This window comes from Amycolatopsis sp. FU40 (assembly GCF_021903635.1).
Lineage (GTDB): Bacteria > Actinomycetota > Actinomycetes > Mycobacteriales > Pseudonocardiaceae > Amycolatopsis > Amycolatopsis dendrobii.
On record NZ_CP091381.1, the window covers coordinates 6,467,227 to 6,491,244 of the forward strand.

Genomic DNA, 24,018 nt, shown 5'->3' on the forward strand with positions numbered 1-24,018 from the left:
CGGGTACCCCACCCCGCTGTGACCAGCATCGCCACGCTGGTTGTCACGATTCAGATGAGGCCAGCCGCCGAGGCCGCGGCGGTGAACGCGGTCACCACCATGGGCTGTGTCACACGACCGGTCTGGACATTGCGCGGTGACACGTGGTAGCAGCCGAACACCGCGAGGTCGCCGACCTGCATCCGGGCGCCGTGCGCGAAGGCCGGACGCGGTTTCGGCACCGGCCAGCCCGCGGCGGACAGCACCGGCAGCAGCGCCTGCCAGCCGAACGCTCCGAGCACGACGATCGAGCGCAGGGTCGGCCGCAGCAGGTCCAGTTCGTCGGCCAGCCAGTGGCGGCAGGTGTCCCGTTCGGCGGGGGTCGGCCGGTTCTCCGGCGGCGCGCAGCGGACCGGCGAGACGAGCCGGGTGCCGCGCAGCGTGAGCCCGTCGCCGATGGCGGCCGACACCGGCTGCGAAGCGAGACCGACCTCGTACAGCACGCGGAAGAGGAAGTCGCCGGACGGATCGCCGGTGAACATCCGGCCGGTGCGGTTGGCCCCGTGCGCGGACGGCGCGAGCCCGACCACGGCCAGCGCGGCGTCCTCCGCGCCGAAGCCGGGGACTGGCCGCGACCAATACCTCTCGCCTGCGAACGCGGCCTTCGTCCCGGCCACGCCCTCGCGCCATTCGACGAGCCTCGGGCACGCGCGGCATTCGACCAGGGAAGCGTCGAGGTCAGCGAACGTGCGCATTGCGCCAATCTAACCGGGTCACGAGATAAGTTGGGGCCATGGCCGACACCACCGCGGACGAGACCGCCGAGAAGACCAAGGACGAGGAGACGAAGGCGGCGGAGCCCGTCGACGACCTCGTCACGACGCAGCACACCCTCACCGTCAAGCGGCGCAAGCTCGCCTACACCGCCCAGACCGGCCGGATCGTGCTCCGCCAAGAGGTCAAGAAGGACGGCAAATCCGAGGGCTACCAGGCCAAGGCCGAGGTTTTCCTCACCGCCTACACCCTCGACGACGCCGACCCCGGCACGCGGCCGGTCACCTTCGCCTTCAACGGCGGCCCCGGTTCCTCCAGCATCTGGCTCCACATGGGCCTGCTCGGACCGCGCCGGGTGCTGTCCGGCGACGTCAACGACCCGGTGCCGCCGCCGTACGGGCTCGAGGACAACCCGGAAAGCCTGCTCGCGCACAGCGACCTGGTGTTCATCGACCCGGTCCAGACCGGCTACTCGCGGGTGACCGAGGGCGGCGAATCCCAGCCGTACACCGGGTTCCAGGGCGACGTCGAATCGGTCGCGGAGATCATCCGGCTGTGGGTTTCGCGCAACCAGCGCTGGCTGTCGCCGAAGTTCCTCGCCGGCGAGTCGTACGGCACGCTGCGCGCCGCCGCGCTGGCCGGGCATTTGCAGGAGCGCTACGGCCTGTACCTCAACGGCCTGATGCTCATCTCGTCCGTTTTGGACCTCGGCACGTTGCGGTTCCACGAGGGCAACGACCTGCCGTACTCGCTGTTCCTGCCCACGTACGCGGCGATCGCGCACTACCACGGCCGGCACGGCGACCGTCCGCTCGACGACGTGCTCGCCGACGCCGAGGACTTCGCCTCGAAGGAACTGCCGTGGGCGCTTTCCCGCGGCGCGCGGCTGTCCACTCAGGACCGCACCGAGGCGGTGCAGACACTGGCGTCGCTCACCGGGCTCAGCGAGTCCTATGTGGACCGGGTGAACCTGCGGATCGAGCACATCCGGTTCTTCACCGAACTGCTGCGCGACCAGGGCAAGACCGTTGGGCGGATGGACGGCCGGTTCACCACGTGGGAACCGGACGGCGGCGTCGAGCACATGAGCGACGACCCTTCGGTGTCGCGGATCATCGGAGCCTACTCGGCCGGCTTCAACCACTACGTGCGCGCCGACCTCGGCTACGAGAACGACCTGCCGTACGAGATCCTGTCCTCCGACGTGTTCAAGTCCTGGTCCTACAAGGAGTTCGAGGGCCGTTCAGTGTCCGTTGTGGACACGCTGAGCGCGGCGATGCGGGCCAACCCGCACCTGCAAGTCCACGTCGCCTTCGGGCACTACGACGGCGCGACGGCGTACTACGCGTCCGAGTACGTGCTTTCGCAGCTGAAGATTCCGGAGGAGCTGCGGGAGAACATCGACACGGCTTACTACCCGGCCGGGCACATGATGTACGTGCACGAACCGTCGCGGGTGCAGCAGTCGAAGGACCTGGGCAAGTTCGTGAAGAAGGCGTCCAACCGCTGACCTCGTGAGTGCCTATGCCGGTCAGAACCGGCATAGGCACTCACAACCAGTCGTGCTCCCGCGCATACCGCGCCGCCTCGTGCCGCGTCCGCGTCTGCGTCTTCTGCATCGCGTTCGACAGATAGTTCCGCACGGTCCCCTCCGCCAGATGCAGTTGCGTCGCGATGTCCGCGACCGAATACCCCTCCCGCGTCGCCCGCAGCACGTCGATTTCCCGCACGGTCAACGGGCAGTCGTCCACCACCGCCAGCGCCGAGACGTCCGGGTCGATCCAGCGTTTGCCCTCGTCCAGCGTCCGGATCACCGCCGCGATGTGCGCCGGTTCCGCCGATTTGCTGACGAATCCCTGCACGCCGAGCTTCAACGCCTTGCGCAGCACTCCGGGCCGGGCGTGCCGGGTCAGCATCAGGATCACCTGCTCCGGCCGTTCCCGCCGGATCCGCGCGACCGCGCCCAGTCCGTCCACATTGGGCATCTCCAGGTCGATCACCAGCACGTCCGGCCGATGCTCCACAGTGGCCCGCACCGCCGCCTCGCCGTCTTCAGCTTCGGCGAGCACGGTGATCTCGTCCTCCATCGGCAGCAACGCAGCCATCGCCTTGCGGAGCAGGGCTTCGTCGTCGGCAAGCACCACCGTCGTCATCGCGCCACCTTCTCCGGGAAGGCCGCGGCCGTCACGAATCGGCCGTCCTTCTGCTCCACGGTCAATTTTCCGCCCTGATCCGCCAGCCGGTCCGCCAATGTGGACAGTCCGCTCAGCACCGTTTCCTCGCGCTCCGGAACGCCGTCGTTGACGATGCTGATCCCCGTTTCGGTCAACGTGATCCGCACCTGCCGGGCCTGCGCGTGCCGGAGGATGTTCGTGGCGGTCTCACGCAGCACCTGACCGAGCAGCTCGTCCGCACCCGAGCTGACCTGTGCGAGCCGATCGATCCGCACGTGGATTCCCGCCGCCTCGAAGAGGTTCTTCGCGTTCTCCAGCTCCGCGGACAGGTTGAGCCTGCGCTGGGCGTAAGCGAGTTCCTTGGTCTGCACGATGGTTTCGCCGACCAGGGTGTGCACCTCGCGCAATTCCTCTTGCGCGCGTTCGAGATCCCGGTGCAGCAGCTTCTCCGCGAGCGCGACCTTCAGCTTGACCACGTGCAGCGTATGCCCCTGGATGTCGTGCAGTTCGCTGGCGAACCGGACGCGCTCCCGGACCACCGCCAGTTCGGCTTCCTTCCCCCGGGACTCCTCCAGTTCCGCGACGAGGTCGTAGAGCTTCTGGCTGGCGAACATCAGCAGGGTCGACAGCGCCGAGCCGACCGCGGGGGTCACCACGTAGGCCAGCACTCGCGCGCCGAGATGGTCGTGGTGCAGCAGCAGAGTGGCGGAGCCGATCGCGCCGGTCAGCACGGCGAAGCCGACCAGCGCGGCGAACCGGTGCCGCGGCAGCGGCGGGATGAGGAACGACCCGACCATGCTCAGCCCGTAGAACGCCATCGGGCTGTTGTCCAGCGCGCCGGCGAGCCAGACGAACGCGGTGAGCACCAGGCACGGGCGCGCGGTGCGGATGAAGTCGCCCGCGGTCCAGCGTTCGGCGGTGGCGATCGCGGCCAGCAGCCCGATCACCTGGATGCCGACGTGCCACCAGGTCCGGCTGCTGACGATGATCAGCAGCACGCCGACCACCAGCAGCGGCGGCATCACCGTGACGAGGTTGAGCCGCCGCAGCCGGTACTGGACCGCGTCGCCGGACCAGGACATCCGGCGGGGCCGCGGCGGACGGATCTCGGTCATGGTGCTCCAGGTTCGGCCGGGCGGTTCGGCCCCAGCATGCCGCAGCCGCCGATGGCCCACCAGTGACGCAGCGTCATGTCTTCGGCTGACGTGGCCGCACTACCACCGACCAGCGGATCCGGCTGGAATCGGAGCATGTCCACGACCCCAGTCATCGAAGTCGACCGCCTGAATCTCACCTACGGCGACTTCCAGGCCGTGCGCGATCTGTCGTTCCAGGTCGCCCGCGGCGAACTGTACGCGCTGCTCGGCACGAACGGCGCCGGGAAGACCTCGACGCTGGAGACCGTCGAGGGCCATCGCAAACCCAGCTCCGGCACCGTGCGGGTGTTCGGAAAGGACCCGCGCGACCGTGCTTCCGTGCGTCCCCGGATGGGCATCATGCTGCAGGAAAGCGGCTTCTCGCCGGACCTGACGGTGCGCGAGTCGATCCGGCTGATCGGCAGCCTGACCCAGCGCGACGACAACGTCGAGCGGCTGCTCGGCATCACCGATCTCACCCGCAAAGCCACCACCAGGGTGTCGCAGCTGTCCGGCGGCGAAAAGCGACGGCTCGACTTCGCGACCGCCGTCTACGGGACTCCGGACCTGGTCTTCCTCGACGAGCCGACCACTGGTCTGGACATCCAATCGCGCGACGCGCTCTGGGATGCAGTGGACCGGCTCCGCGAGGACGGCACCACCATCGTCTTGACCACGCATTACCTCGAGGAAGCGCAGCAACGCGCCGATCGCATCGGGTTGATGCACCAGGGCACGCTCAACCGCGAAGGCACCGTCGCCGAACTGACCCGGACACTGCCCGCGACCATCCGCTTCGGACTCCCGCCGCACGCCCCGGTGCCGCCGCTGCAAGCGACCCGCGAAGAGGACGGCCGGTTCCTCATCGAGACCTTCGGCCTCCAAAAGGACCTGCACACCCTGCTCGGCTGGGCAGCGGACTACGCCGTGGAACTGGCCGAATTAGAAGCCGGACCGACCCGTCTGGACGACGTCTTCCGCGCCATCAGCAACGCGTAATCACCGAAAGGCTTTCCCATGCTCTCGATCGCCCGCGGCGAACTGCTCCAGCTCTTCCGAAATCGCCTGGTGCTAGTCACCTCACTGATCCTGCCCGTCGCGTTCAGCGCTTTCTTCATTTCCCGACACGAAACCTTCGCGCAGGTCGGAAGTCTCGGCTACATCGCGGCACTGACGCTTTTCTTCATTACCGCGATCGGCCTGTACACCACCACCGTCACCACTCTCGCCGCCCGGCGGCAGAACCTCTTCCTGAAACGCCTGCGCTCCACCGCGGCCAGCGACCCCGGCATTCTCGTCGGCCTGCTCCTGCCGATCACCGCGATCACCACGATCCAGGTCGGCGTCATCCTCGCCGTGCTCGGCGCGGTCACCGGCGCGCCGAAGAACCCGCTGCTGCTGGTTGTCGCGGTCGTCGCCACCATCGCGATGATGGTCGCGCTCGGCTTGGCCACCGCCGGTCTCACGAACTCGCCGGAACACGCCCAGGTCACCACGCTGCCGATCACGATCGCGGTCCTCGCGGCAGCAAGTTGGATCGGAATCACCGGAACCGAACAGCTGTCCCTGCTGAAACGCCTTCTGCCCGGCGGCGCGGCCACCGAACTCGTATTGAATTCCTGGAATGGCGGAACCTCGGCAACCGACTCACTAGTCCTGATCGGCCCGATCGCCGCTTGGCTGATTCTCAGCGTTACGCTGGCGACCCGACTATTCCGCTGGGAACCGCGGCGCTGAAACCCCTTCCGGGACCGACGAGATCGGAGTAGCCTCGGCAACGCTCTCGATCGTCGACGTGTCCGCGGCAACGCGGCCGGAAGCCGGCCCCGACCGGCGGCCGAACCGCGGTTTCCGCGAACACAACTTGGTTTCGTGCACTTTCCCGTCAGTTTCCTGAGTTCGATTGATCTCGGCAAAGGATGGAAGACAGTGCGAAAACAACTGTTCGTCGCATTGGCGGCCGCCGCGTTGACGGTGACCGCCGCCCCGGCGTACGCGGCTCCCCCGAAGTCCGCGGTGAACTGGGGCGCCTGCCCGGCCGACGTCGCGGCGCCGCCGCAACTGCAGTGCGCGTCGCTCGACGTCCCGCTGGACTACCGGCAGCCGGACGGCAAGAAGATCAGCATCGAGATCTCGCGGCTGCAGAGCATCGATCCGGCCGCCCGGCGCGGAGTGCTGCTGTTCAACCCGGGCGGCCCCGGCGGCCTCGGCCTGACGTTCCCGCTGGACCTGGTCCGGGCAGGCATCCCGGCAAGCGTGCTCGCCCGGTACGACCTGATCGGCTTCGACCCCCGCGGCGTCGCCCACAGCAGTCCGGTGAACTGCAACCTGACCGCCGAGCAGATGGTGATCGCCCCGAAGTACGCGCACAACGAGGCCGACGTCGTCGAGGCCTCCGCCTTCGCCAAGGGGATCGCGCAACAGTGCGCGGCCTCGGAATCCGCTTCGGTGCTGCCATATCTGACCACCGCGAACACCGCGCGGGACATGGACCAGATCCGCGCCGCCCTCGGCGAATCGAAGATCTCCTACGTCGGCTACTCCTACGGCACCTACCTCGGCGGCGCGTACGCGACGCTGTTCCCGGACCAGACCGACCGAGTTGTGCTCGACAGCGTTCTCGGGCCGGGCGGGTACGACATCACCGCGGCCCGGCGATTCGCCGAAGGCATGCAGGACCGCTTCCCGGACTTCGCGAAATGGGCCGCCGTCCGCAATTCGAGCTACGGTCTCGGCGCCACCCCGACCGCCGTCACGGCGACCTTCGACAAGCTCGCGGACAAACTCGACGAGACCCCGGTGGCCGGCATCGACGGTTCGTACTTCCGGCTGGCGACGCACGGCTTGATCTACCAGAACCAGTCGTTCCCGAGGCTGGCCCAGGCGTGGCAAGCGCTTCTCGCGAACCAGGTCCCGTCGGGTGCGGTGCCGCCCGCGCCGACGCCCACCGAACAGAGCCAGACCGGCACGATGATCTCGATCCTGTGCGGGGACAACGCGTGGCCGCGGACCATTTCGACGTATCAGGACAACGTCGCGCAGGACCGAGCCGCGTACCCGATGATCGGCGCCTCGACGGCGAACGTCTGGCCGTGCGCGCACTGGCCCAAGCAGCCGATCGAAACGCCGGTCCAGTTCAGCGACCAGGGACCGTCGAACCTGCTGCTGGTCCAGAACACGCGTGACCCGGCGACCCCGCTGTCCGGCGCGCTCGAGACCCGCGCGCAGTTCGGCGACCGGGCCCGGATGGTCACCGTGGACCAGGGCGGCCACGGTGCCGCACTCCCGTTCCTGAACAGCTGCGGGTTCAGCGCGGTCACCGACTTCCTGGTGAACGGAACGCGCCCGGACACCGACAAGTTCTGCGGTGCCGAAGCGAGCGCACGCGGGCTCAGCCAGCAGCAACAGCAGGCGGCCGACAAGATCCTCGACCGGATGACCCGGCACTGAACCAGACGATGGGTGGGACGATGAAACAGACGGTGGGGCGGGTTTTCCGCCCCACCGTCGTTCTCGCACGCCCTCCCGCGGATTTCCGAGTTCGGCTATCGATCAAGGAAGGAAAACCGTGCGAAGAACATTGCTCGTCGTACTCGCCGCCGCCGCGTTGACCGCGACGGCGGTTCCGGCGTCCGCCGCACCTTTGAGATCCACAGTGAACTGGGGCCCGTGCCCGGCCGACGTCGCCTCTCCAACCCTGCAATGCGCGTCGCTCGAAGTGCCGCTGGACTACCAGCATCCGGACGGCCAGAAGATCACCGTCGAAATCTCCCGCCTCCCCAGCACCGATCCGGCGAAACGACGCGGAGTCCTGCTGTTCAACCCGGGCGGCCCTGGCGGCCCCGGGCTGGCCTTCCCATCGACCTGGGCGAACAGTGGAGCACCGGCAAGCCTGCTCGCCGAGTACGACCTGATCGGCTTTGACCCGCGAGGCGTCGACCACAGCACCCCGGTGAGCTGCGATCTGCGTCCCGACCAGCTTGTGCTCGCGCCGAAGTACGCGCACAACCGGGAAGAAGTCGTCCAGGCCTCGGCCACCGCGAAACAGATTGCCCGGCAATGCGCCGATTCGGCATCCGCGCCGATCCTGCCGTACATCACCACCGCGAACACCGCCCGGGACATGGACCAGATCCGCGCCGCCCTCGGTGAGCAGAAGATCTCCTATTTCGGCTTGTCCTACGGAACTTACCTCGGCGGGGTCTACGCCTCGCTGTTCCCGGACCGGACCGACCGATTCGTGCTCGACAGCGTCGTCGGACCGAGCGGTGTCGACGCCACCACGGCTCGGCGCTTCGGCCAGGGAATGCAAGACCGCTTCCCCGACTTCGCGAAATGGGCCGCGGCCCGCAATTCGAGCTATGGCCTCGGTGCCACGCCCGCCGAAGTCACCGAGAACTTCTTCAAGCTCGCGGACAAACTCGACCAGCACCCGGCCGGTGGCATCGACGGCTCGCTCTTCCGGCTGGGAACGCACAGCCTGACTTACCAGACGTTGCTATTCCCCAGACTGGCGCAGACGTGGCAGGCCCTCCTCAACGGCCAGGCGGTCCCGGCCGGCTTGCTGCGGCCAGCGGCCACGAATTCGGAGCAGAGCCAGCGGTCCACCATGATCTCGGTGCTGTGCGGGGACAACGCCTGGCCACGGCAGATTTCGACCTATCAACGGAACGTCGCGCACGACCGGGCCAAATACCCGATGCTCGGCGGCGCGGCGGCGAACGTCTGGCCCTGTGCGCACTGGGCCAAGGAGCCGCTCGAACCCCCGGTGCAGTTCAGCGACCAGGGACCGTCGAATCTGCTGCTGGTCCAGAACCTGCGCGACCCGGCAACCCCGCTGTCCGGCGCGCTCGAGACCCGCGCGGCGTTCGGCGACCGGGCGCGAATGGTCACTGTGGACCAGGGCGGACACGGCGTCAGCCTCCCGTATCTGAACGGCTGCGGCTTCAACGCCGTCGCTGACTACCTGGTCCACGGAACCCGGCCGGACACCGACAAATTCTGCGGTGCCGAAGCGAATTCGGGCCGAAAGCTGACCCCGCAACAACAGCAGGCAGCCGACAAGATCATGAACAACCTTCGGCAGTACTGAAACCGGCGGTGGGGCGGAACCCCCGCCCCACCGCCGCTCGTTCAGCGCAGGTACGCCGAACCCCGCGTCACCGCGGAATAGGCGTCCACCGAACCATGTCCGTAGAACCCGTTGAACGACGCGTCACCCAAGCAAGTAGCCGTGAACGAAGCGTCCCGGCCCTCCTTCAGGTAGTCGACCGTTCGCGGCACCGGGCACGCGATCGGCGCGGCCGTGCCCTCCAGCACCCGCTGCACCGCGTCCGGATCCATCGAAGCGGAATGCCCGGTCTTCTTGCCGTACTGGGAAACGATCAGCGCCGCGACACCAGTCGCGTGGGGAGCGGCCATCGAAGTTCCTTGCAGCCACTGGTAATAGCCGACCCGGCCGTCCGCCGCCGTCGCTTTCTGCACGCCAAGCGCGACGCCTGCCGGGGTCACATTGCCTGCCGCGTCGATGTTTCCGGCCGCCACCCCGACATTGCGCGGATACGTGGACAGGATTTCGTTCTCCACCGTCCGGTACCAAGGAGTGCCGTAACCGTCACGGAAGAAGCCGCCCGGCGCGGAAACGGAGATCTGCTCGGTGCCGTAGTTCGAGTAATCCGCCTTCGCCTGCGTCGGACCGAACGAGCCGACACCGATGGTGTGCGGGCCTTCGACCGGCAGCGAGAAGCACGAAGAATTGTCGATCTTGCGCGGATGCGTCCCGTTCGCCGGGTAGTCCGGGCTCGTGACGTCGTCGTGCGGCGCGGCCAGTTCGTCGTGTTGGTTGCCGAGCGCGACCACCATCGTCACGCCTTTGCGGTGCGCGTAGTTCAACGCCCGCGTGGTGGCTTCGATGACCGTGCGCTGTTCGGCCTGCTCCGCGGCGGAATCGGCCGGGTTCGAACGGCAGTTGTAGAGCCACGGATCCACGTAGAAGCTCATGTTGACGACGTCGAGCCCGGCGTCGCCGGAATACGTCAGCGCGTCGACCGTCGGTTGAAGGAAGAAGTACCCGGAATCCTGACCGGCACGGACGTTCACCAGCGTCACGTTCGGGGCCACCCCGGACACGCCGAATCCGTTGGCAGCCGCGGCGATCGTACCGGCGACGTGCGTGCCGTGGCCGTTGTCGTCGTGGTCAACCGGGTCGACGCAGCCGCGGTATTCGCACGGGCCGTCGACCACGGTGCCGTTGACGTCAGCGACGATGTCCTTGGTGAAGTTGCGCGAATCGGCCTTGTCGAAGTTCGGCGCGATGTCCGGGTGACTGCCGTCGACGCCGGTGTCGATGATGCCGACCTTCACCCGCTTGTCGCCGGCCTGCTTGGTGCGCGCGAGGTCGGAGCGGGTCGATTTGAGGCCCCAGAGCTGGTCGTCCAGCGGATCGGTGCCGACCGCCTTGTTCGCCGCGGCCTTGCGTGACACGCTGCCGCGGCCTTCCTTCTCGACCGCGTCCGGCTTTTCCTTCTTGCCCGCCTTCGGCGCGCTGCCGATCGATTTCGCCTTCGCCGCACCGAATACCGCGCGGTTCGCCGAAACCCGCTCAGTGAAGCCGGCCGCGGGCGCGGTGGCGGTGATGAGCCCGACCGCCGCATTGGTCGCGACGATCGTGCCACCCGCGTCGCGCACGGCCTGCTGGGCGGCGGCGACGCTTTGGCCGTCCCGGGCCAGCACGCTGAATTCCGTTACCGGCCCGGCCGGTTGGGCCGACGCCGCGCCACCGGCGACGCCGGACACCGCACCGAACAATGGCACCGCGAGTGCCACAGCGAGCAATCTTGGTCTTTTCACGAGTCCTCCTGACGAAAACCGACAATGCAACGTACATAGCGGACACTGCGTGCGGCAATCGGCAAACCGGAGGAATCGCCTGGTTACGGAACCACCGACTTCTCCTCGGCGAAGTGACAAGCCGACAGATGCCCGTCCGTCCGCGGTTCCAGCTTCGGCACCTCCGTCGCGCAAATGTCCGCGGCCTTCCAGCACCGCGTGCGGAAACGGCAGCCCGACGGCGGATCGATCGGGCTCGGCACGTCGCCCTCCAGCCGGATCACCTGCCGCTGCCCGCGCACCGCCGGGTCGGCGACCGGCACCGCCGACAGCAACGCCTGCGTGTACGGATGAGACGGTCGCTCGTAGATCTCGTCCTCAGTACCGATTTCGACGATCTTGCCCAGGTACATCACCGCGACCCGGGTGGACAGATGGCGCACCACCGACAGGTCGTGCGCGATGAACACATAGGACAGTCCGAATTCGCCCTGCAGTTCCCCGAGCAGGTTCATCACCTGCGCCTGGATCGAAACGTCCAAAGCGGACACCGGCTCGTCGCAGATGATCACCTTGGGCCGCAACGCCAGCGCCCGCGCGATGCCGATGCGCTGCCGCTGCCCGCCGGAGAACTGGTGCGGGTACCGGTTCACGTGCTCGGGGTTGAGCCCGACCACCTCCAGCAGTTCCTGCACCTTCTTCGCCCGCGAACCCTTCGGCGCGACCTCGGTGTGGATCTCGAACGGCTCGCCGACGATGTCGCCGACGGTCATCCGCGGATTCAGCGACGTGTACGGATCCTGCAGCACGATCTGGATTTCCCGGCGCATTCGCCGCAGTTCCGCACCGCGCAGTTTGAACAGGTCGCGACCCTCGAAGGTCGCGCTGCCGCTGGTCGGCTCCTCCAGGCGCATCAGCACCTGGGCGAGCGTCGACTTGCCGCAGCCGGATTCCCCGACCACGCCGAGTGTTTCGCCCGGCTGCAGGTCGAAGGACACCCCGTCGACGGCCTTCACCTGTCCGATCGTCCGTTTGAACAGCACGCCGGTGCGCACCGGGAAATGCTTCACCAGTTCGCGCACGCTGAGAATCGGCTCACCCACGGCTCTCCACCACCTCCTCGGCGAAGTGACACGCACTGACCCGGCCGAACCCGAGCGCGTGCGAGGACGGCCGCTCGTCGCGGCACCGCTGCTCAGCCCGCTTGCAACGCGGGTGGAACGGGCATCCGGACGGAATGTCGAGCAGGCTCGGCGACAGGCCCTTGATGGTTTCCAGGGTCTGTCCTTTGAGGTCCAGCCGGGGCAGCGAATCCATCAGCGCCGCGGTGTAGGGATGCCCTGGCGAGCTGAACAGTTCCCGCACGTCGGCCTGTTCCACGATCCGTCCGGCGTACATCACCGCGATCCGGTCCGCGACCTCCGCGACCACGCCGAGGTCGTGCGTGATGAGCACGAGCCCCATCCGCCGTTCCCGCTGGATGTCCGCGAGCAGGTCCATGATCTGCGCCTGCACGGTCACGTCCAGCGCGGTGGTCGGCTCGTCCGCGATCAGCAGATCCGGGTCGAGTGCCAGCGACATCGCGATCATCGCGCGCTGCCGCATCCCGCCGGAGAACTGGTGCGGGTAGTCCTTCACCCGCCGTTGCGCGGCCGGGATCCGCACCAGGTCGAGCAGTTCGACCGCGCGCTTGCGCGCATCCTTTTTGGACATTCCCAGCCGGACGCGCAACTGCTCCTCGATCTGGAACCCGACAGTGAACACCGGGTTCAGCGCCGAAAGCGCGTCCTGGAAGATCATCGCGATCTCCGCGCCGCGCACCTGCCGCCGCCGGTCGGCCGACGCGGTGAGCAGATCCTCGCCGCGATACCGGATCGACCCGCCGGTGATCACCCCCGGCGGGGTGTCGAGGATTCCCATGATGGTCTGCGCGGTGACGCTCTTGCCGGAGCCCGATTCGCCGAGCACGGCAAGGGTTTCCCCGGCATGCACCGAGTAGCCGACCCCGTTGAGCACGTTGGCCACGCCGTCGGAAGTGCGGAACTCCACGTGCAGGTCTTCGACCTCGAGCAGCAGCTCGTGCTCCGCCGTCGGACCAGCTGGACTGGACACTGTGGACATTGCGGCTACCTCGACTTCGGGTCGAGCGCGTCGCGGATACCGTCGCCGAGCATCACGAACGCGAGCACGGTGATGGTGACGAACGCACCGGGGAACAGGAGCATGTGCGGGACCGCGCGGAAATAGTCGCGCGCGTCGCTGATCATGACGCCCCACGACACCACCGGCGGCCGCACGCCGATGCCGAGGTACGCCAGCGTCGCCTCGGCTCCGATGGCCGCGCCGAGCGCGATCGTGGCGTACACGAGCACCGGCGCGAGCGTGTTCGGCAGCAGGTGCCGGAACACGATCCGCGGCGTGCTCGCGCCGAGCGCACGGGCCGCCTTCACGTAGTCCAGTTGCTTGGCCACCAGCGTCGCGGACCGCATGATGCGCATCGCCACCGGCCAGGTCAGCACCGCGATCGAACACACCACCTGCACGATGATGGTGACCTGCCCGGGATTCGTGCCGGGCGCGTTGAACGTGGTGAGGATGACGATCGCGCCCAGCACGAACGGAAGGCCGGCGAAGATGTCGCCGAGCCGGGACAGCAGGCTGTCGACGATCCGGCCGTAGTAGCCCGCGACGATGCCGATCAACGATCCGAAAAGGACAGTCAGCAGCGTCGCGAAAACGCCGACCAGCAGCGATGCCCTTGCCCCGTAGATGGTCCGCGCGTAGACGTCGTAGCCCTGGTTGTCGTAGCCGAACCAGGCGTCCGCCGACGGACCTTCGTTGGCGTGGGTCAAATCGCTGTATCCGGCGGGACGGTGCGAGAACAGTCCCGGCGCGATCGCGATCAGCACGATCACCAGGATGATCAACGCGGAGATCACGAACGTCGGCTTGCGGCGCAGCTGCCGCCACGCGTCGCCCCACAGACTGCGCGGTTTCTTCGGACCGGCGTCGGCCGAGCTGTCCACATGCGACAGCTGTGCCGCGTCGACTCCTCCGCCGCCGACGAGATTCGGGTCAGTCATAACGGATCCTCGGGTCGAGAACGGCGTAGAGCAGGTCGACGATCAAGCTCATCAGCAGATACACCAGCACCAGCAGCACGACGACGCCGACGACGGTCGCGCTTTCCCGGTTCTGGAGGCCGCGGAAGATCAGCCCGCCGAGACCGTTGATGTTGAACACGCCCTCGGTCACGATCGCACCGCCCATGAGCGAGCCGAGGTCGGTGCCGAGGAAGGTCAGCACCGGGATCACCGAGTTGCGCAGCAAGTGAATGCCGATGACGCGACTGTTGGGCTGCCCCTTGGCGATGGCGGTGCGGATGTAGTCGGCGTGCCGGTTCTCCGCGATCGACGTTCTCGTCAACCGGGCGACGTAAGCCATCGACAGGCTGCCGAGCGCGATGCCGGGCACGATCAGCTCGCCGATGCTCGGATCGTCGGAGACGCTGGCGTCGATGATGCCCAGGTTCACGCCGAGCACGATCTGCAGCACGATCGCGGTGACGAACACCGGAAGCGAGATCAGGAACGTGGTCGAGACCAGCACCAGGTTGTCGAGGAAACCCTTGCCGCGCAAGCCGGTCAGCACCCCGGCGGTCAAGCCGATGACCGCTTCGATGAGCACCGCGACGAGCGCGAGGCGCAGCGTGATCGGGTAGGAGGTGGAGATCAGTTCGCCGACCGAGGAGCCGTTGAACGTCTCGCCCCAGTCGCCGCTGAACAGGCTCCCGAGGTATTTGAAGTACTGGACGATCAGGTTGTCGTTGAGGTGGAACTTCTCGGTCATCAGGTCGATATAGGCCTGCGGGCAGGCTTGCTGACCGCATTTTCCGGAGAACGGGTCCCCGGGCACGGCCCACACCAGTGCGTAGATCAGGAAGGTGGTGCCGAAGAACACCGGGATCAACTGGAGCAGGCGGCGCAGGACGTAGCGAATCATGCGTGGTTCCTCAGAGTGCGCGCCGGGCCCGCGAGTGCCCGCGCCTGCTTGTGGCCGGCGCGAGCACTCACGAACCGCGTGGTGGGAACGGACTAGTCAGCGCTTCACTTCTTGAGGACCTCGACCGACGAGTAGTCCGCGCGGCGGCGGAAGTCGAGGACCACGGTCTTGGTGTGCTTCGACTTGGCCGCGACGCCCTTCTCGTCCCACACCGGGATCGAGGGCAGGTCCTTCGCGATCAAGTCCTCGGCCTGCTGGTACAGCTTGACCGCGGCGTCCTTGTCCGCCGTCGAGTCGGCCTGCTTCAGCAGAGCGTCGACCTGCGGGTTGGAGTACGTCGAGTCGTTCGACGAGGCCCCGGTCCGGTAGAGCGGGTTGAGGAAGTCCTCAATGGAGGGATAGTCCGCCGCCCAGTCGGAACGGCCCATGCCGGTCAGCTTGTGCCCGGTCACGATGCTGCGCCACTGGCCGAAGTCGGTCGCCGGAACGAAATCGCATTCGACGCCGAGGGTGTTCTTGATGCTGTTGCACGCGGCCACCAGCGGCTCCTTGCGGCCGCCGTCGGCGTTCGAGGCGATGGTGAGCTTGCCCTTGAACCCGGACTTCGCGAAGAACTCCTTGGCCTTCGCCGGGTTGAACTTGCAGTATTCGCCGCACACGCCGGGCCGGAAGCCCGCGATGCCCTGCGAGACATAGCTGTCGGCCGGCACGTAGGTGTCGTGCATGACCGTCTTGGTGATCTGCTCGCGGTCGATCGCCATCGAGATCGCCCGGCGCAGGTCGAGGTTGTTGTAGCCGGGAACGTAGTACGGCACCGCGATCGTGCTGATGCCCAGCAGGTGCCCGGTGACCAGGTTGTCCTTGAGGTCGGTCTTGTACTTCTCCGCGGTGAGCGCGGACGGCGGCAGCGTCTCGATGAAGTCGAGCTTGTTGCTCAGCAGGTCCTGGTAGGCGGTTTCCTGGCTGGCGTAGATCTTGACGTCGAGGTCCTTGAACTTGACCTTGTCCGGACCCTGGTAGTCGTCGAACCGGGTCAGCTTGATGTCGACGTTCGGCGTGCGGCTGACGAACTTCATCGGGCCGTTGCCGATCGGGTGCTTCGCGAAGGCGGCGGGGTCTTTGAAGAAGGAGTCCGGCAGCGGCGCGAACGCGGTGTAGCCGATCTTGGTGGTGAACACGGAGAACGGCGCGTCCAGCGTCACCTGGAACTCGTAGTCGCCCTTCACGGCCAGCCCGGACATCTTGTCCATGGTCGGCTTCGCCCCCTTGTCGGCGGGGTGGACGTCGGAGTAGCCCTGGATGTTCTCGAAGAACGTGCTGTTGATCTGGCCGTTCGCCGAGTTGGCCCCGTAGTTCCAGGCGTCGACGAAGTTCTTCGCCTTGACCTCGGTGCCGTCGTGGAACTTCCAGCCGTGCTTGATCTTGATGTCGTAGACCTTGGAATCGGCCGTGGTGATCGACTCCGCCATCAGGTTGAACGGTTCGCCGCTGTCGCCCTTGTACGCGACGAGGCCGGAGAACATCGGGTCGACGGCCTTGGAACCGCCGAGTTCGTTGGTGTTCGTGGGGATCAGCGTGTTCTGCGGTTCCGTGCCGTAGACCGTGAAGGTCCCGTTCGGATCCGCTTCTCCCGACGACCCGCTGCTGGATCCGCCGCCCCCACAGGCGGTCAGGAGCAGTGACAAGGTTGTCACGACTGCGGCCGCGCTCCAGAGCCTGGATGAACCCCGCATGTCCCCTCCGTTTCTCGCGTCCGAATAGCGAGATGGAGGCTAGCTGGATCAGCGCTTCGTAACCGGATCGCCGGGTTGCACCTGAATAACAACACCGTTCATCACCCAGTCAGCTCACAACTAACTGCGCTTGATGACTTTCGGTGGCTTTGGTACGGGTGCGCGCGTCCGGTGACCTCGCCGCTGCGGAGCGTTCAGGCGAGCGACAAAGCGATGCCGTCGAGGATGTCGTGCTCGCTGACCACCAACTGGTCCGGACCACCGCGCGCGGCGAGTTCTTCGGCGAGCACCTGAACGACGACCGCGCCGCCGCCGATCACGTCGACCCGGCCGGGGTGGATCACCGGGTTCTCGGCGCGGGTCGCGCGGTCGGCCGCGAGGAGCTGTCCGGCGAGCTCGTCGATCTGGCCATGCGTCAGCTTCGACAGGTGCACGCGCTCGGAGTCGTACTCGGGCAGGCCGAGCGAAACCGCTGACAACGTGGTCACGGTGCCGGCGACGCCGATCCAGGTGCGGGCCTTCGCGACGTCCACGACATTGAACGCCTCGGCGAGGATGCCGCGGGCGAGTTCCCGGGCGGCGGCGATCTCGTCCGCGGTCGGCGGGTCGTCCTTCAGCGCGCGCTCGGTGATCCGGACGCAACCGATGTCGACGGATTTCGCCGCGATCACCTCGGCCTCGCGGCCGTTCCAGGTGCCGAGGACGAGTTCGGTGGAGCCGCCGCCGACGTCGACGACCACGAACGGCCCGTCGTCCGGGTCCTGCTCGCCGACCGCTCCGGTGAAGGACAGCCGGGCTTCCTCGTCGCCGCTGATCACCTCGGCCTCGACGCCGAGCGTTTCGCGGGTCATCGCGAAGAACTCGTCGCGGTTGCTCGCGTCGCGGGTCGCGGAGGTGGCGACCATGCGCACCTTCTCGACGCCTTTGCGCCGCGCGGCGACGGTGTAGTCCGCGAGCGCGGCGCGGGTGCGTTCGAGCGCTTCCGGCGCGAGCCTGCCGGTGGCGTCGACGCCCTGGCCGAGCCGCACGATGCGCATCTCGCGGTGCAGGTCGCGCAGGTCGACCGTGCCGTCGTGGCGCGGCGTCAACTCGGCGACGAGCAGGCGGATGGAGTTGGTCCCACAGTCGATCGCAGCTACCCGAGGCATGGCTCCGACTTTACTTGGTCTCCGGCGGTTCGCAGGCGAGGCGGGCATAGGCGGGCCCTATGCCCCCTCACCGACATTTGATCTTTGCCTTTTCCTCTGTTCCAGTCCTACGGTTGACGTGTTCGCCGCATTTCGTTTCGCGGCGGTTCTTTCTCCTTTATCGAGAGGTTCATTGGCATGCCCGATTACGGGATTGCGGGAAAGCGCGCGGTCGTCACCGGCGGTTCCCGCGGAATCGGCGCGGCAATCGTGGCGCAATTGCTGGCCGCGGGCGCGACGGTGCTCACCACCGCCCGGTCGGCCGGCCCGGTGCCGGAGGGAGCGTCGTTCGTCGAGGCCGACGTCCGCACGCAGGCCGGAGCCCAGACGGTCGCCTCCGCCGCACAAGACGTCCTCGGCGGCGTCGACCTGCTGGTCCACAACGCGGGCGGCGCGCGTCCGCACCCCAGCGGCCTGGCCATCCCCGACGACGAATGGCAGGACGCGCTGTCGGTGAACCTGCTGGCCGCGGTCCGGCTGGACGCACTGCTGGCCCCGGGCATGCGAGACCGCCGATCGGGCGCGATCGTGCACGTCTCCACCGCCGCGATCCGTCCGCCGTTCCCGCCGTTCTTGCACTACGTGGCGGCGAAAACGGCGCTGGAGGCGTACAGCCGGGGCCTGGCCGCCGAACTGGCCCCGTCCGGCGTCCGCGTCAACACCGTGTCCCCCGGCCGGACCGCCACCCCCGGCGGCTTGGCGACGCGAGAGCAGTGGTCGAGCCTGTCGCCCGGCTTCGCTCTCCCCGATGTCCCGCTGGGCCGCGACGGCGAGCCCGACGACATCGCCAACGCGGTGTTGTTCCTGCTGTCCGACCAGGCGAACTGGCTGACCGGAAGCGGCCTGGCCGTCGATGGAGGCGAATACCCGCGATGAATAACTACCAGGGCAAAACCGCGGTCATTACCGGCGGCAGCGCGGGAATGGGTTTCGCCACGGCGAAATTGTTCGCCGACGGCGGAGCTCGCGTAATCATCACCGGCCGCTCGCAATCCCGTCTCGACGCGGCTTTGGCCCGGCTCGGCGAAGACGCGCTAGCCGTCCGCGGCGATGTGGCGTTGCTCTCCGATCTGGACGCGCTGGCCGCCCAGGTACCCGGCCCGATCGACGCCCTGTTAGTCAACGCCGGGATGGCCCGGACGGCACCGTTCGAGTCGGTCACCGAGGAGCAGTTCGACGCGGACTTCGCGGTCAACGTCAAGGGCGCGTACTTCACCGTGCAGAAGCTCGCGCCGCGGCTGCGTTCCGGAGCGGGCGTCGTGCTGACCACTTCGACCGCGAACGTCATGGGCCTGCCGGAAACCAGCGTCTATTCAGCAGGCAAGGCCGCACTGCGGTCGATGGCCCGCACGCTCGCCGCCGAACTGCTCCCGCGCGACATCCGGGTCAACGCGATCAGCCCCGGCCCCATCGACACCGAGATTTTGGAAGCCGGGATGTCAGCCGAGGAAGCCGCGCAGTTCAAAGCCGCGCGAGCCGCCGCCAACCCCATGAAGCGGCTGGGCACCCCCGAAGAGATCGCCCGCGCGGTCGCCTTCCTGGCCTTCGACGCCACCTTCGCCACCGGCATCGAACTGGTCGTAGACGGCGGCGACACCCAGCTCTGAGCTTTCAGGCGGCCGGAGACACTGGCTGATACCAGGTCTCCTGCCGCAAAAACTCGAGCAACGCCATCTCCGCGGGCCCCGCGCCCGGCCGGACCGCCGCGACGACGGGCTGGGACACGACCGGAAACACCGGCCGGACGAGATGCTCATGCCCCTCCGGCACCGCCGACGCCGGAACGAGCGTCACTCCCAGCCCGTGCGCGGCCCATCGCACCGCTGTCGAGGTCTGCGACACCCGCGCGACCGCGGTCGGCTTCAACCCGTTGTCTCGCAACACTTCGGTCAGGAACCCGTCGAGTGCACTGGCCGGGTCGAACCTGATCCACTCCTCTTTTTCCAGCTCCCGCAACGCGATCCGATCCTTCTTGAGCAACCGGTGTTTCGCGCCGAGGACGACCACGAACTCCTCGTCGCCGAGGTGATGCCCCTCGTACAGCCCCTCGTCGCACGCCGAGCCGATCAACGCGAGGTCCAGCACCCCACGCCGGGCCAGTTGCTCCAGCTCAGCCGGATTCGGCTCCTCGAACACGGTCACCGCCAGCCGCGGATACTTGCGCCGCAACGCAGCCAGCGCCCCCGGCAGCTGCCGAGTCCCCAACCCCATCTGCGCCGAGACGAGCAACTCGCCGACCAGCTCGTCCGCCCCCGCCCGCGCGGTCGCCTGCGCCCGCCGCGCGGCCCGCACCGCGACCTCAGCGTCCCGGAGAAACGCCCGCCCGACGACGGTGGGCACGAGCCCGGTGGGCGTCCGGGAGAAGAGCTGCACGCCGAGTTCCCGCTCGAGCCCCCGGATCTGCTGCGAAACGGACGGCTGCGCGACGTGCAGCACTTCAGCCGCAGCGGTCACCGACCCCGCCTCAGCGACCGCCAAGGCGTACTCGAACTGACGAAGACTCATCGTCTCCCCTGCGGACGTTTGTAATGGTGTAATCGAGGCTACCTGTTGTCAGCCCGCGGCCGTGGTACTGCTCTCCGGGTTGCTGCTCGACGACGAGATGCAGGTCGGAGTGGTCGACGTCGTCGCCGAGGTCGGTGCGGTACTCGATCCGCACGTCGAACTGCTGGTGGTCGGCTCTCCAGAACTGCTCGAAGGCGGCCCGGACGGACTGTTTTGCGGCGGCAGCCCGGTAGGCGTGGGCGTCACCGCCGGACCACCCGTTGCGGCCGGCGGCAACGCCGACTCGGTAGTCCTGGGCCGGTCCCCCGGATTCGCGGGCGGCGCGGAACTGGCCGTGGCCGGACCGACGGGAATCGGACTGTCCGGCACCTGCGCGACGCCCTTGCGGTAAGCCTCCGCCCAGAGAATGACCGTGGTGACGTAGGCGTCGGAGTTGTTGTAGCGGTAGATCGCGGTCCGCAACTGGTCCGGATTGGCCAGATCGAGCCCGCCGGAGCAGAGGTAGCGGGCCGCCGCGAGCGAGGCGTCGAAGAGATTGCCCGGGTCGGCCTTGCCGTCACCGTTGCCGTCCGCCGCGTAGGTCCGCCAGGTCGCCGGAATGAACTGGAACGGCCCCACCGCGCGATCCCACACCGGATCCTGGTCGAGAACGCCGTGATCAGTATCCGGAATCGCCGCATACGGACCAGTGCCGTTGAGCTGAGGCCCCAGAATCGGCTGGATCGTGGTCCCGGCGGCGTCGACGTACCCGCCCCGCGCGTGATTCGACTCGATCCGCCCGATGCTCGCGACGAGCGCCCAGTCGATATGGCACCCCGGCTGTTCTTTCCCCAACACCTCCGCCGCGTGCCGATACGCAGCAAGCGCAGTAGCCGGAATCCCCAGCGGCCCGTCCGGAAGGTCGTACGCAGGCAGCGGTACCGGCGCGGGCGCATCCGGCAGCCGCCCGTCGACAGCGACCCCGCGGATGCCCGGGTCGTACCCCTGATCAGGCATAACGTCCGCCGAACGCACCACCGGCATCCGCCCGGCCCACCCGACGACCACACCCGCGCCGACAGTCGCCGGAAGCACCCCCAGCACTCCAGCGAGCACCGCGACGGCCGTCCGATGCCGCGAAGCCACCCGCCGAGCCCGATAGCGCGCCCGCCGCGCCCGCACCCGCCCACGCAACCGCGCCCTATCCCGCGGCGGCCCGACGAGCGCCGGGGTTCTTTTGGTTCTGGCCGTTTCTGCCGCCACGTCCTGAGCGGCTGCTGCTTCGGCGGTTTTTCCGGCGGCTACTTCGCTGTTGCCGCTTTCGTCGCTCGTACCGGCGACGACCGTTTTGCCCGCAGCCTCACCGTCGCTGCTCTCGCCATTCGCAGCGCCGACAACCGCTTCACCAGTTACGTGGCCGCCACTGTCCGCGCCACCAACACCGGCGGCAACCGCTTCACCCGCGACCTCCCCACCGCTGCCCGCATCGTCGGCATCCGCTCCGCCTGCAACCGCGTCACCACTGTCCGCGCCACCGACACCGGCGGCAACCGGTCCACCCACGCCGCCGACAACCGGTCCACCCGCGACCTCACCACCGCTGCCCGCATCGTCGGCATCCGCTTTGCCCGTGTCCTCGCCGCCGCTGCCCACGCCACCCACACCGACGAGAACCGCCCCGGCCGCTGCGTCGTCGCCACTGCCTGCGTCGTCGGCTTCCGCTCCGCCTGCAACCGCGTCACCACTGCCCGCGCTGCCCGCATCGTCCGAGACCGCTCCGCCCGCAACCTCGCCGCCGCCCGCAGCGCCAGCAACTGCTCCGTCCGCTACCTCGCCGCCCGCACCAGCCAACTCGCGACCAGCGGCCTCGTCACCAAAGCTCCGTCCGCCAACCGCCGCGCCACCAGCAACCGCGCCAGTGCCAACCGACCCGGCACCGCCGGCTCCGTCGCCAGCCACTCCCGCACCAGCACTCACCGAACCATCGGCAACCCGCTCGCCCGCGCCCTCCGCGACCGGCTCAACCTGACTGTCCGCGGCAGGAGACGCCTCAGCACGCACCGACCGCCGAGATCTGCGTGGCACCCGCACTTTCCGCCCCTCCCCGGCGCGCCCGGCGGTGCACCCGGGCTCGCCTGCTCGGTGTGAAGCTCCGGTGCGCGCCGCGAAGCATTCCCACCCAGGCGGGCACCGGCCTCTGCTGTGCCTATCCGCGCCCGAGACCGGAGCGTTACCCGGCGCAGTCGCCCGTCGGCCAGCCCTGTTCGCGGACCCAGGCGAGGGTCTCGTCACCGAACGGGTTCACCCCTGGCCCGGCCGCGAGCGTGTGCGCGAGGTGGACGTGCAGGCATTTCACCCGCCCGGGCATGCCCCCCGCGGTCACCTGCGTGCCGAGCGACTCGATGGCATCCCGCTCAGCGAGGTACGTCTCGTGCGTGCGCTGGTATGTCGCCGCGAGTTCCGGATCGGTGGTGAGCCGTTCGGTCATCTCCTTCATCACGCCGGACGCTTCCAGCGTGCCCACCATCGACGTCAGCCGAGGGCAGGTCAAGTAATACAACGTCGGGAACGGCGTTCCGTTCTCCAACCGCGGGCTGGTCTGGACCACTGAGGGATGCCCGCTGGGACACCGCGCGGCCACCGCCCGCAAGGCCCGCGGCGGGCGTCCAAGCTGCTGCGCGATGACCTCCCGGTCGGCATCGGTGACGGGCTCGAATCGGGGTGTCTCCGTGCTGCTGTTCACGCTCTCCAGGCTAATGCCGCCGTCCGCCCGCCCCCTCGCGACCTCCGCCGAAACAGCCGAGTTGTCCACAACCGGCACACCGTGTGGACAACTCGCTCCGTCCGCCTCCGCCGCCCTTCCGATGTGGTTAGCGTGGAAGGCAGTCGAAGCTTCGCCACGAAACCAACCCACCGGAAAGAAAGGCCCAGCAGAAAAGCTGTTCGAAGATCCGGATCTCAGGCCCCGCGCAGATCCCCGCATCGAGAACTACCTGCATCCGCAACCGTGAGGAGCGTGCCTATCGAACCCATCGCCCCGGCTCCGCGAGTTCACTGGCTACCCGCCCGGCCAGGAACCTCCAGCCGAGGTCGCACCCCCTGGATACGCGACCGTGCCGCGAACCCGCGACCAGCCGACAATCTGGCTTGGCACCGGCCAGCCTGCTCGGTAACCGCGACCGGCGAGCTAGCTGCCCGGCACAGCGACGACCCACCTGGCAAGCCAACGATCCCGCCGGACCAGAAGCTCGCCAAACATCGGCCCTTACCCGGTCAGCGCGCACGGCCAAGACTTCAGTGGCCCGTCAACCGCATCCGCCAGCGATCCTGTCAAGCAACCTCAGCCCCCGGAAACCTGCGCCCACAGGTTCTCGTACCAAGGTGCCTGCGGAGCAGGCTGCTGCCCCGGCTGGGCAGCAGCCGGCGAACCAGGCTGGTCCTCCGGCAACTGGACCATCCACGGGGTCTCGCCAGGCTTCACGTACCGGAGCCGACGGCGGGCTTCCGCCTCGATCTGGGCCGGGTCGCTCAGCTGGGCTTTGCGGTCGCGCAGCTGGGCGACCTCGTGCTGGAGCTGGGCGAGCTGCGCTTCCTGGTCGCGGACCTCGGAGCGTTGGGAGAGGTAGGTGCGCAACGGGACCGCGACGGTGAACGCCAGCGCGCACACCACGATCGCCACCACGGCGGCGCGCCGGGTGGTCGACATGCCGAGCACCTTGGC

22 protein-coding genes are annotated in these 24,018 nt (G+C 68.0%); 8 read left to right on the plus strand and 14 right to left on the minus strand.

From position 1 onward, the window contains the following. Window positions 1–50: 50 nt before the first annotated feature. A complete protein-coding gene (locus tag L3Q65_RS30205) occupies window positions 51–734 on the minus strand; it encodes a uracil-DNA glycosylase (protein WP_182889830.1) in 684 nt (227 codons plus the stop codon). A gap of 38 nt (window positions 735–772) precedes the next feature. Between L3Q65_RS30205 and L3Q65_RS30210 the strand changes: the two genes are divergently transcribed. Next, complete coding sequence (locus L3Q65_RS30210; RefSeq protein WP_182889829.1) at window positions 773–2,263, plus strand: S10 family peptidase; 1,491 nt, start codon at window positions 773–775, stop codon at window positions 2,261–2,263. 40 nt (window positions 2,264–2,303) lie between these two features. Here the strand turns inward: L3Q65_RS30210 and L3Q65_RS30215 are convergent, their stop codons facing one another. Next, entirely contained in the window at window positions 2,304–2,906 is a 603-nt protein-coding gene (locus L3Q65_RS30215; protein ID WP_037820278.1) for a DNA-binding response regulator, read from the minus strand. Further along, a complete protein-coding gene (locus L3Q65_RS30220; protein ID WP_182889828.1) occupies window positions 2,903–4,042 on the minus strand; it encodes a sensor histidine kinase in 1,140 nt (379 codons plus the stop codon). The genes L3Q65_RS30215 and L3Q65_RS30220 overlap by 4 nt, the downstream gene beginning before the upstream one ends. A 135-nt stretch (window positions 4,043–4,177) precedes the next feature. Here L3Q65_RS30220 and L3Q65_RS30225 point away from each other — a divergent pair, with 135 nt between their 5' ends. The 4 genes from L3Q65_RS30225 to L3Q65_RS30240 all read left to right on the plus strand — a co-directional run bounded on the left by L3Q65_RS30225 (window position 4,178) and on the right by L3Q65_RS30240 (window position 9,155). Next, window positions 4,178–5,062: an ABC transporter ATP-binding protein gene (locus L3Q65_RS30225; RefSeq protein WP_237597255.1), complete on the plus strand. Its 885-nt coding sequence runs from the start codon at window positions 4,178–4,180 to the stop codon at window positions 5,060–5,062. A gap of 18 nt (window positions 5,063–5,080) precedes the next feature. Further along, the gene (locus L3Q65_RS30230; protein WP_237597256.1) at window positions 5,081–5,800 is read left to right on the plus strand and encodes an ABC transporter permease; all 720 of its coding nucleotides are present in this window, start codon (window positions 5,081–5,083) and stop codon (window positions 5,798–5,800) included. A gap of 192 nt (window positions 5,801–5,992) precedes the next feature. Further along, entirely contained in the window at window positions 5,993–7,513 is a 1,521-nt protein-coding gene (locus L3Q65_RS30235; RefSeq protein ID WP_237597257.1) for an alpha/beta hydrolase, read from the plus strand. Between the two features lie 118 nt (window positions 7,514–7,631). After that, entirely contained in the window at window positions 7,632–9,155 is a 1,524-nt protein-coding gene (locus tag L3Q65_RS30240) for an alpha/beta hydrolase (protein ID WP_370648131.1), read from the plus strand. A gap of 41 nt (window positions 9,156–9,196) precedes the next feature. Here L3Q65_RS30240 and L3Q65_RS30245 read toward each other — a convergent pair whose 3' ends face one another. The 7 genes from L3Q65_RS30245 to L3Q65_RS30275 form a co-directional block, all read right to left on the minus strand. Next, window positions 9,197–10,912, minus strand: a complete 1,716-nt coding sequence (locus tag L3Q65_RS30245) for a S8 family serine peptidase (RefSeq protein ID WP_237597258.1) — start codon at window positions 10,910–10,912, stop codon at window positions 9,197–9,199. A gap of 83 nt (window positions 10,913–10,995) precedes the next feature. Beyond that, window positions 10,996–11,994, minus strand: coding sequence for an ABC transporter ATP-binding protein (locus L3Q65_RS30250; RefSeq protein ID WP_182889824.1), 999 nt, complete (start codon window positions 11,992–11,994; stop codon window positions 10,996–10,998). Beyond that, entirely contained in the window at window positions 11,987–13,012 is a 1,026-nt protein-coding gene (locus L3Q65_RS30255; RefSeq protein WP_237597259.1) for an ABC transporter ATP-binding protein, read from the minus strand. Before L3Q65_RS30255 ends, L3Q65_RS30250 begins: the two co-directional genes overlap by 8 nt. A gap of 5 nt (window positions 13,013–13,017) precedes the next feature. Continuing rightward, window positions 13,018–13,974: an ABC transporter permease gene (locus L3Q65_RS30260; RefSeq protein ID WP_182889822.1), complete on the minus strand. Its 957-nt coding sequence runs from the start codon at window positions 13,972–13,974 to the stop codon at window positions 13,018–13,020. Next, window positions 13,967–14,893, minus strand: coding sequence for an ABC transporter permease (locus tag L3Q65_RS30265; protein WP_182889821.1), 927 nt, complete (start codon window positions 14,891–14,893; stop codon window positions 13,967–13,969). The genes L3Q65_RS30260 and L3Q65_RS30265 overlap by 8 nt, the downstream gene beginning before the upstream one ends. Before the next feature lie 104 nt (window positions 14,894–14,997). Next, window positions 14,998–16,626 (minus strand): ABC transporter substrate-binding protein, encoded by a 1,629-nt coding sequence (locus L3Q65_RS30270; RefSeq protein ID WP_237597260.1) that lies wholly within the window; start codon window positions 16,624–16,626, stop codon window positions 14,998–15,000. A gap of 194 nt (window positions 16,627–16,820) precedes the next feature. Continuing rightward, the gene (locus L3Q65_RS30275; protein ID WP_237597261.1) at window positions 16,821–17,774 is read right to left on the minus strand and encodes a Ppx/GppA phosphatase family protein; all 954 of its coding nucleotides are present in this window, start codon (window positions 17,772–17,774) and stop codon (window positions 16,821–16,823) included. A 177-nt stretch (window positions 17,775–17,951) separates the two neighbouring features. Between L3Q65_RS30275 and L3Q65_RS30280 the strand changes: the two genes are divergently transcribed. Both L3Q65_RS30280 and L3Q65_RS30285 read left to right on the plus strand, forming a co-directional pair. Beyond that, entirely contained in the window at window positions 17,952–18,689 is a 738-nt protein-coding gene (locus L3Q65_RS30280) for an oxidoreductase (protein ID WP_237597262.1), read from the plus strand. Beyond that, window positions 18,686–19,420, plus strand: coding sequence for an SDR family oxidoreductase (locus tag L3Q65_RS30285; RefSeq protein WP_237597263.1), 735 nt, complete (start codon window positions 18,686–18,688; stop codon window positions 19,418–19,420). The genes L3Q65_RS30280 and L3Q65_RS30285 overlap by 4 nt, the downstream gene beginning before the upstream one ends. 4 nt (window positions 19,421–19,424) lie before the next feature. Here the strand turns inward: L3Q65_RS30285 and L3Q65_RS30290 are convergent, their stop codons facing one another. Together L3Q65_RS30290 and L3Q65_RS30295 are read right to left on the minus strand one after the other, a co-directional pair. Continuing rightward, a complete protein-coding gene (locus L3Q65_RS30290; RefSeq protein WP_182889816.1) occupies window positions 19,425–20,318 on the minus strand; it encodes a LysR family transcriptional regulator in 894 nt (297 codons plus the stop codon). A gap of 48 nt (window positions 20,319–20,366) precedes the next feature. Continuing rightward, complete coding sequence (locus L3Q65_RS30295) at window positions 20,367–21,443, minus strand: lytic transglycosylase domain-containing protein (protein WP_237597264.1); 1,077 nt, start codon at window positions 21,441–21,443, stop codon at window positions 20,367–20,369. On the opposite strand from L3Q65_RS30295, the gene L3Q65_RS30300 reads away from it, so the two are divergent. Further along, entirely contained in the window at window positions 21,429–22,445 is a 1,017-nt protein-coding gene (locus tag L3Q65_RS30300) for a hypothetical protein (RefSeq protein ID WP_237597265.1), read from the plus strand. The genes L3Q65_RS30295 and L3Q65_RS30300 overlap by 15 nt on opposite strands. 82 nt (window positions 22,446–22,527) lie before the next feature. On the opposite strand, the gene L3Q65_RS30305 is transcribed toward L3Q65_RS30300, so the two are convergent. Further along, window positions 22,528–23,049, minus strand: a complete 522-nt coding sequence (locus L3Q65_RS30305; RefSeq protein ID WP_199818177.1) for a DUF501 domain-containing protein — start codon at window positions 23,047–23,049, stop codon at window positions 22,528–22,530. A gap of 588 nt (window positions 23,050–23,637) precedes the next feature. After that, entirely contained in the window at window positions 23,638–24,003 is a 366-nt protein-coding gene (locus L3Q65_RS30310) for a septum formation initiator family protein (protein ID WP_182889814.1), read from the minus strand. Window positions 24,004–24,018 lie beyond the last annotated feature (15 nt).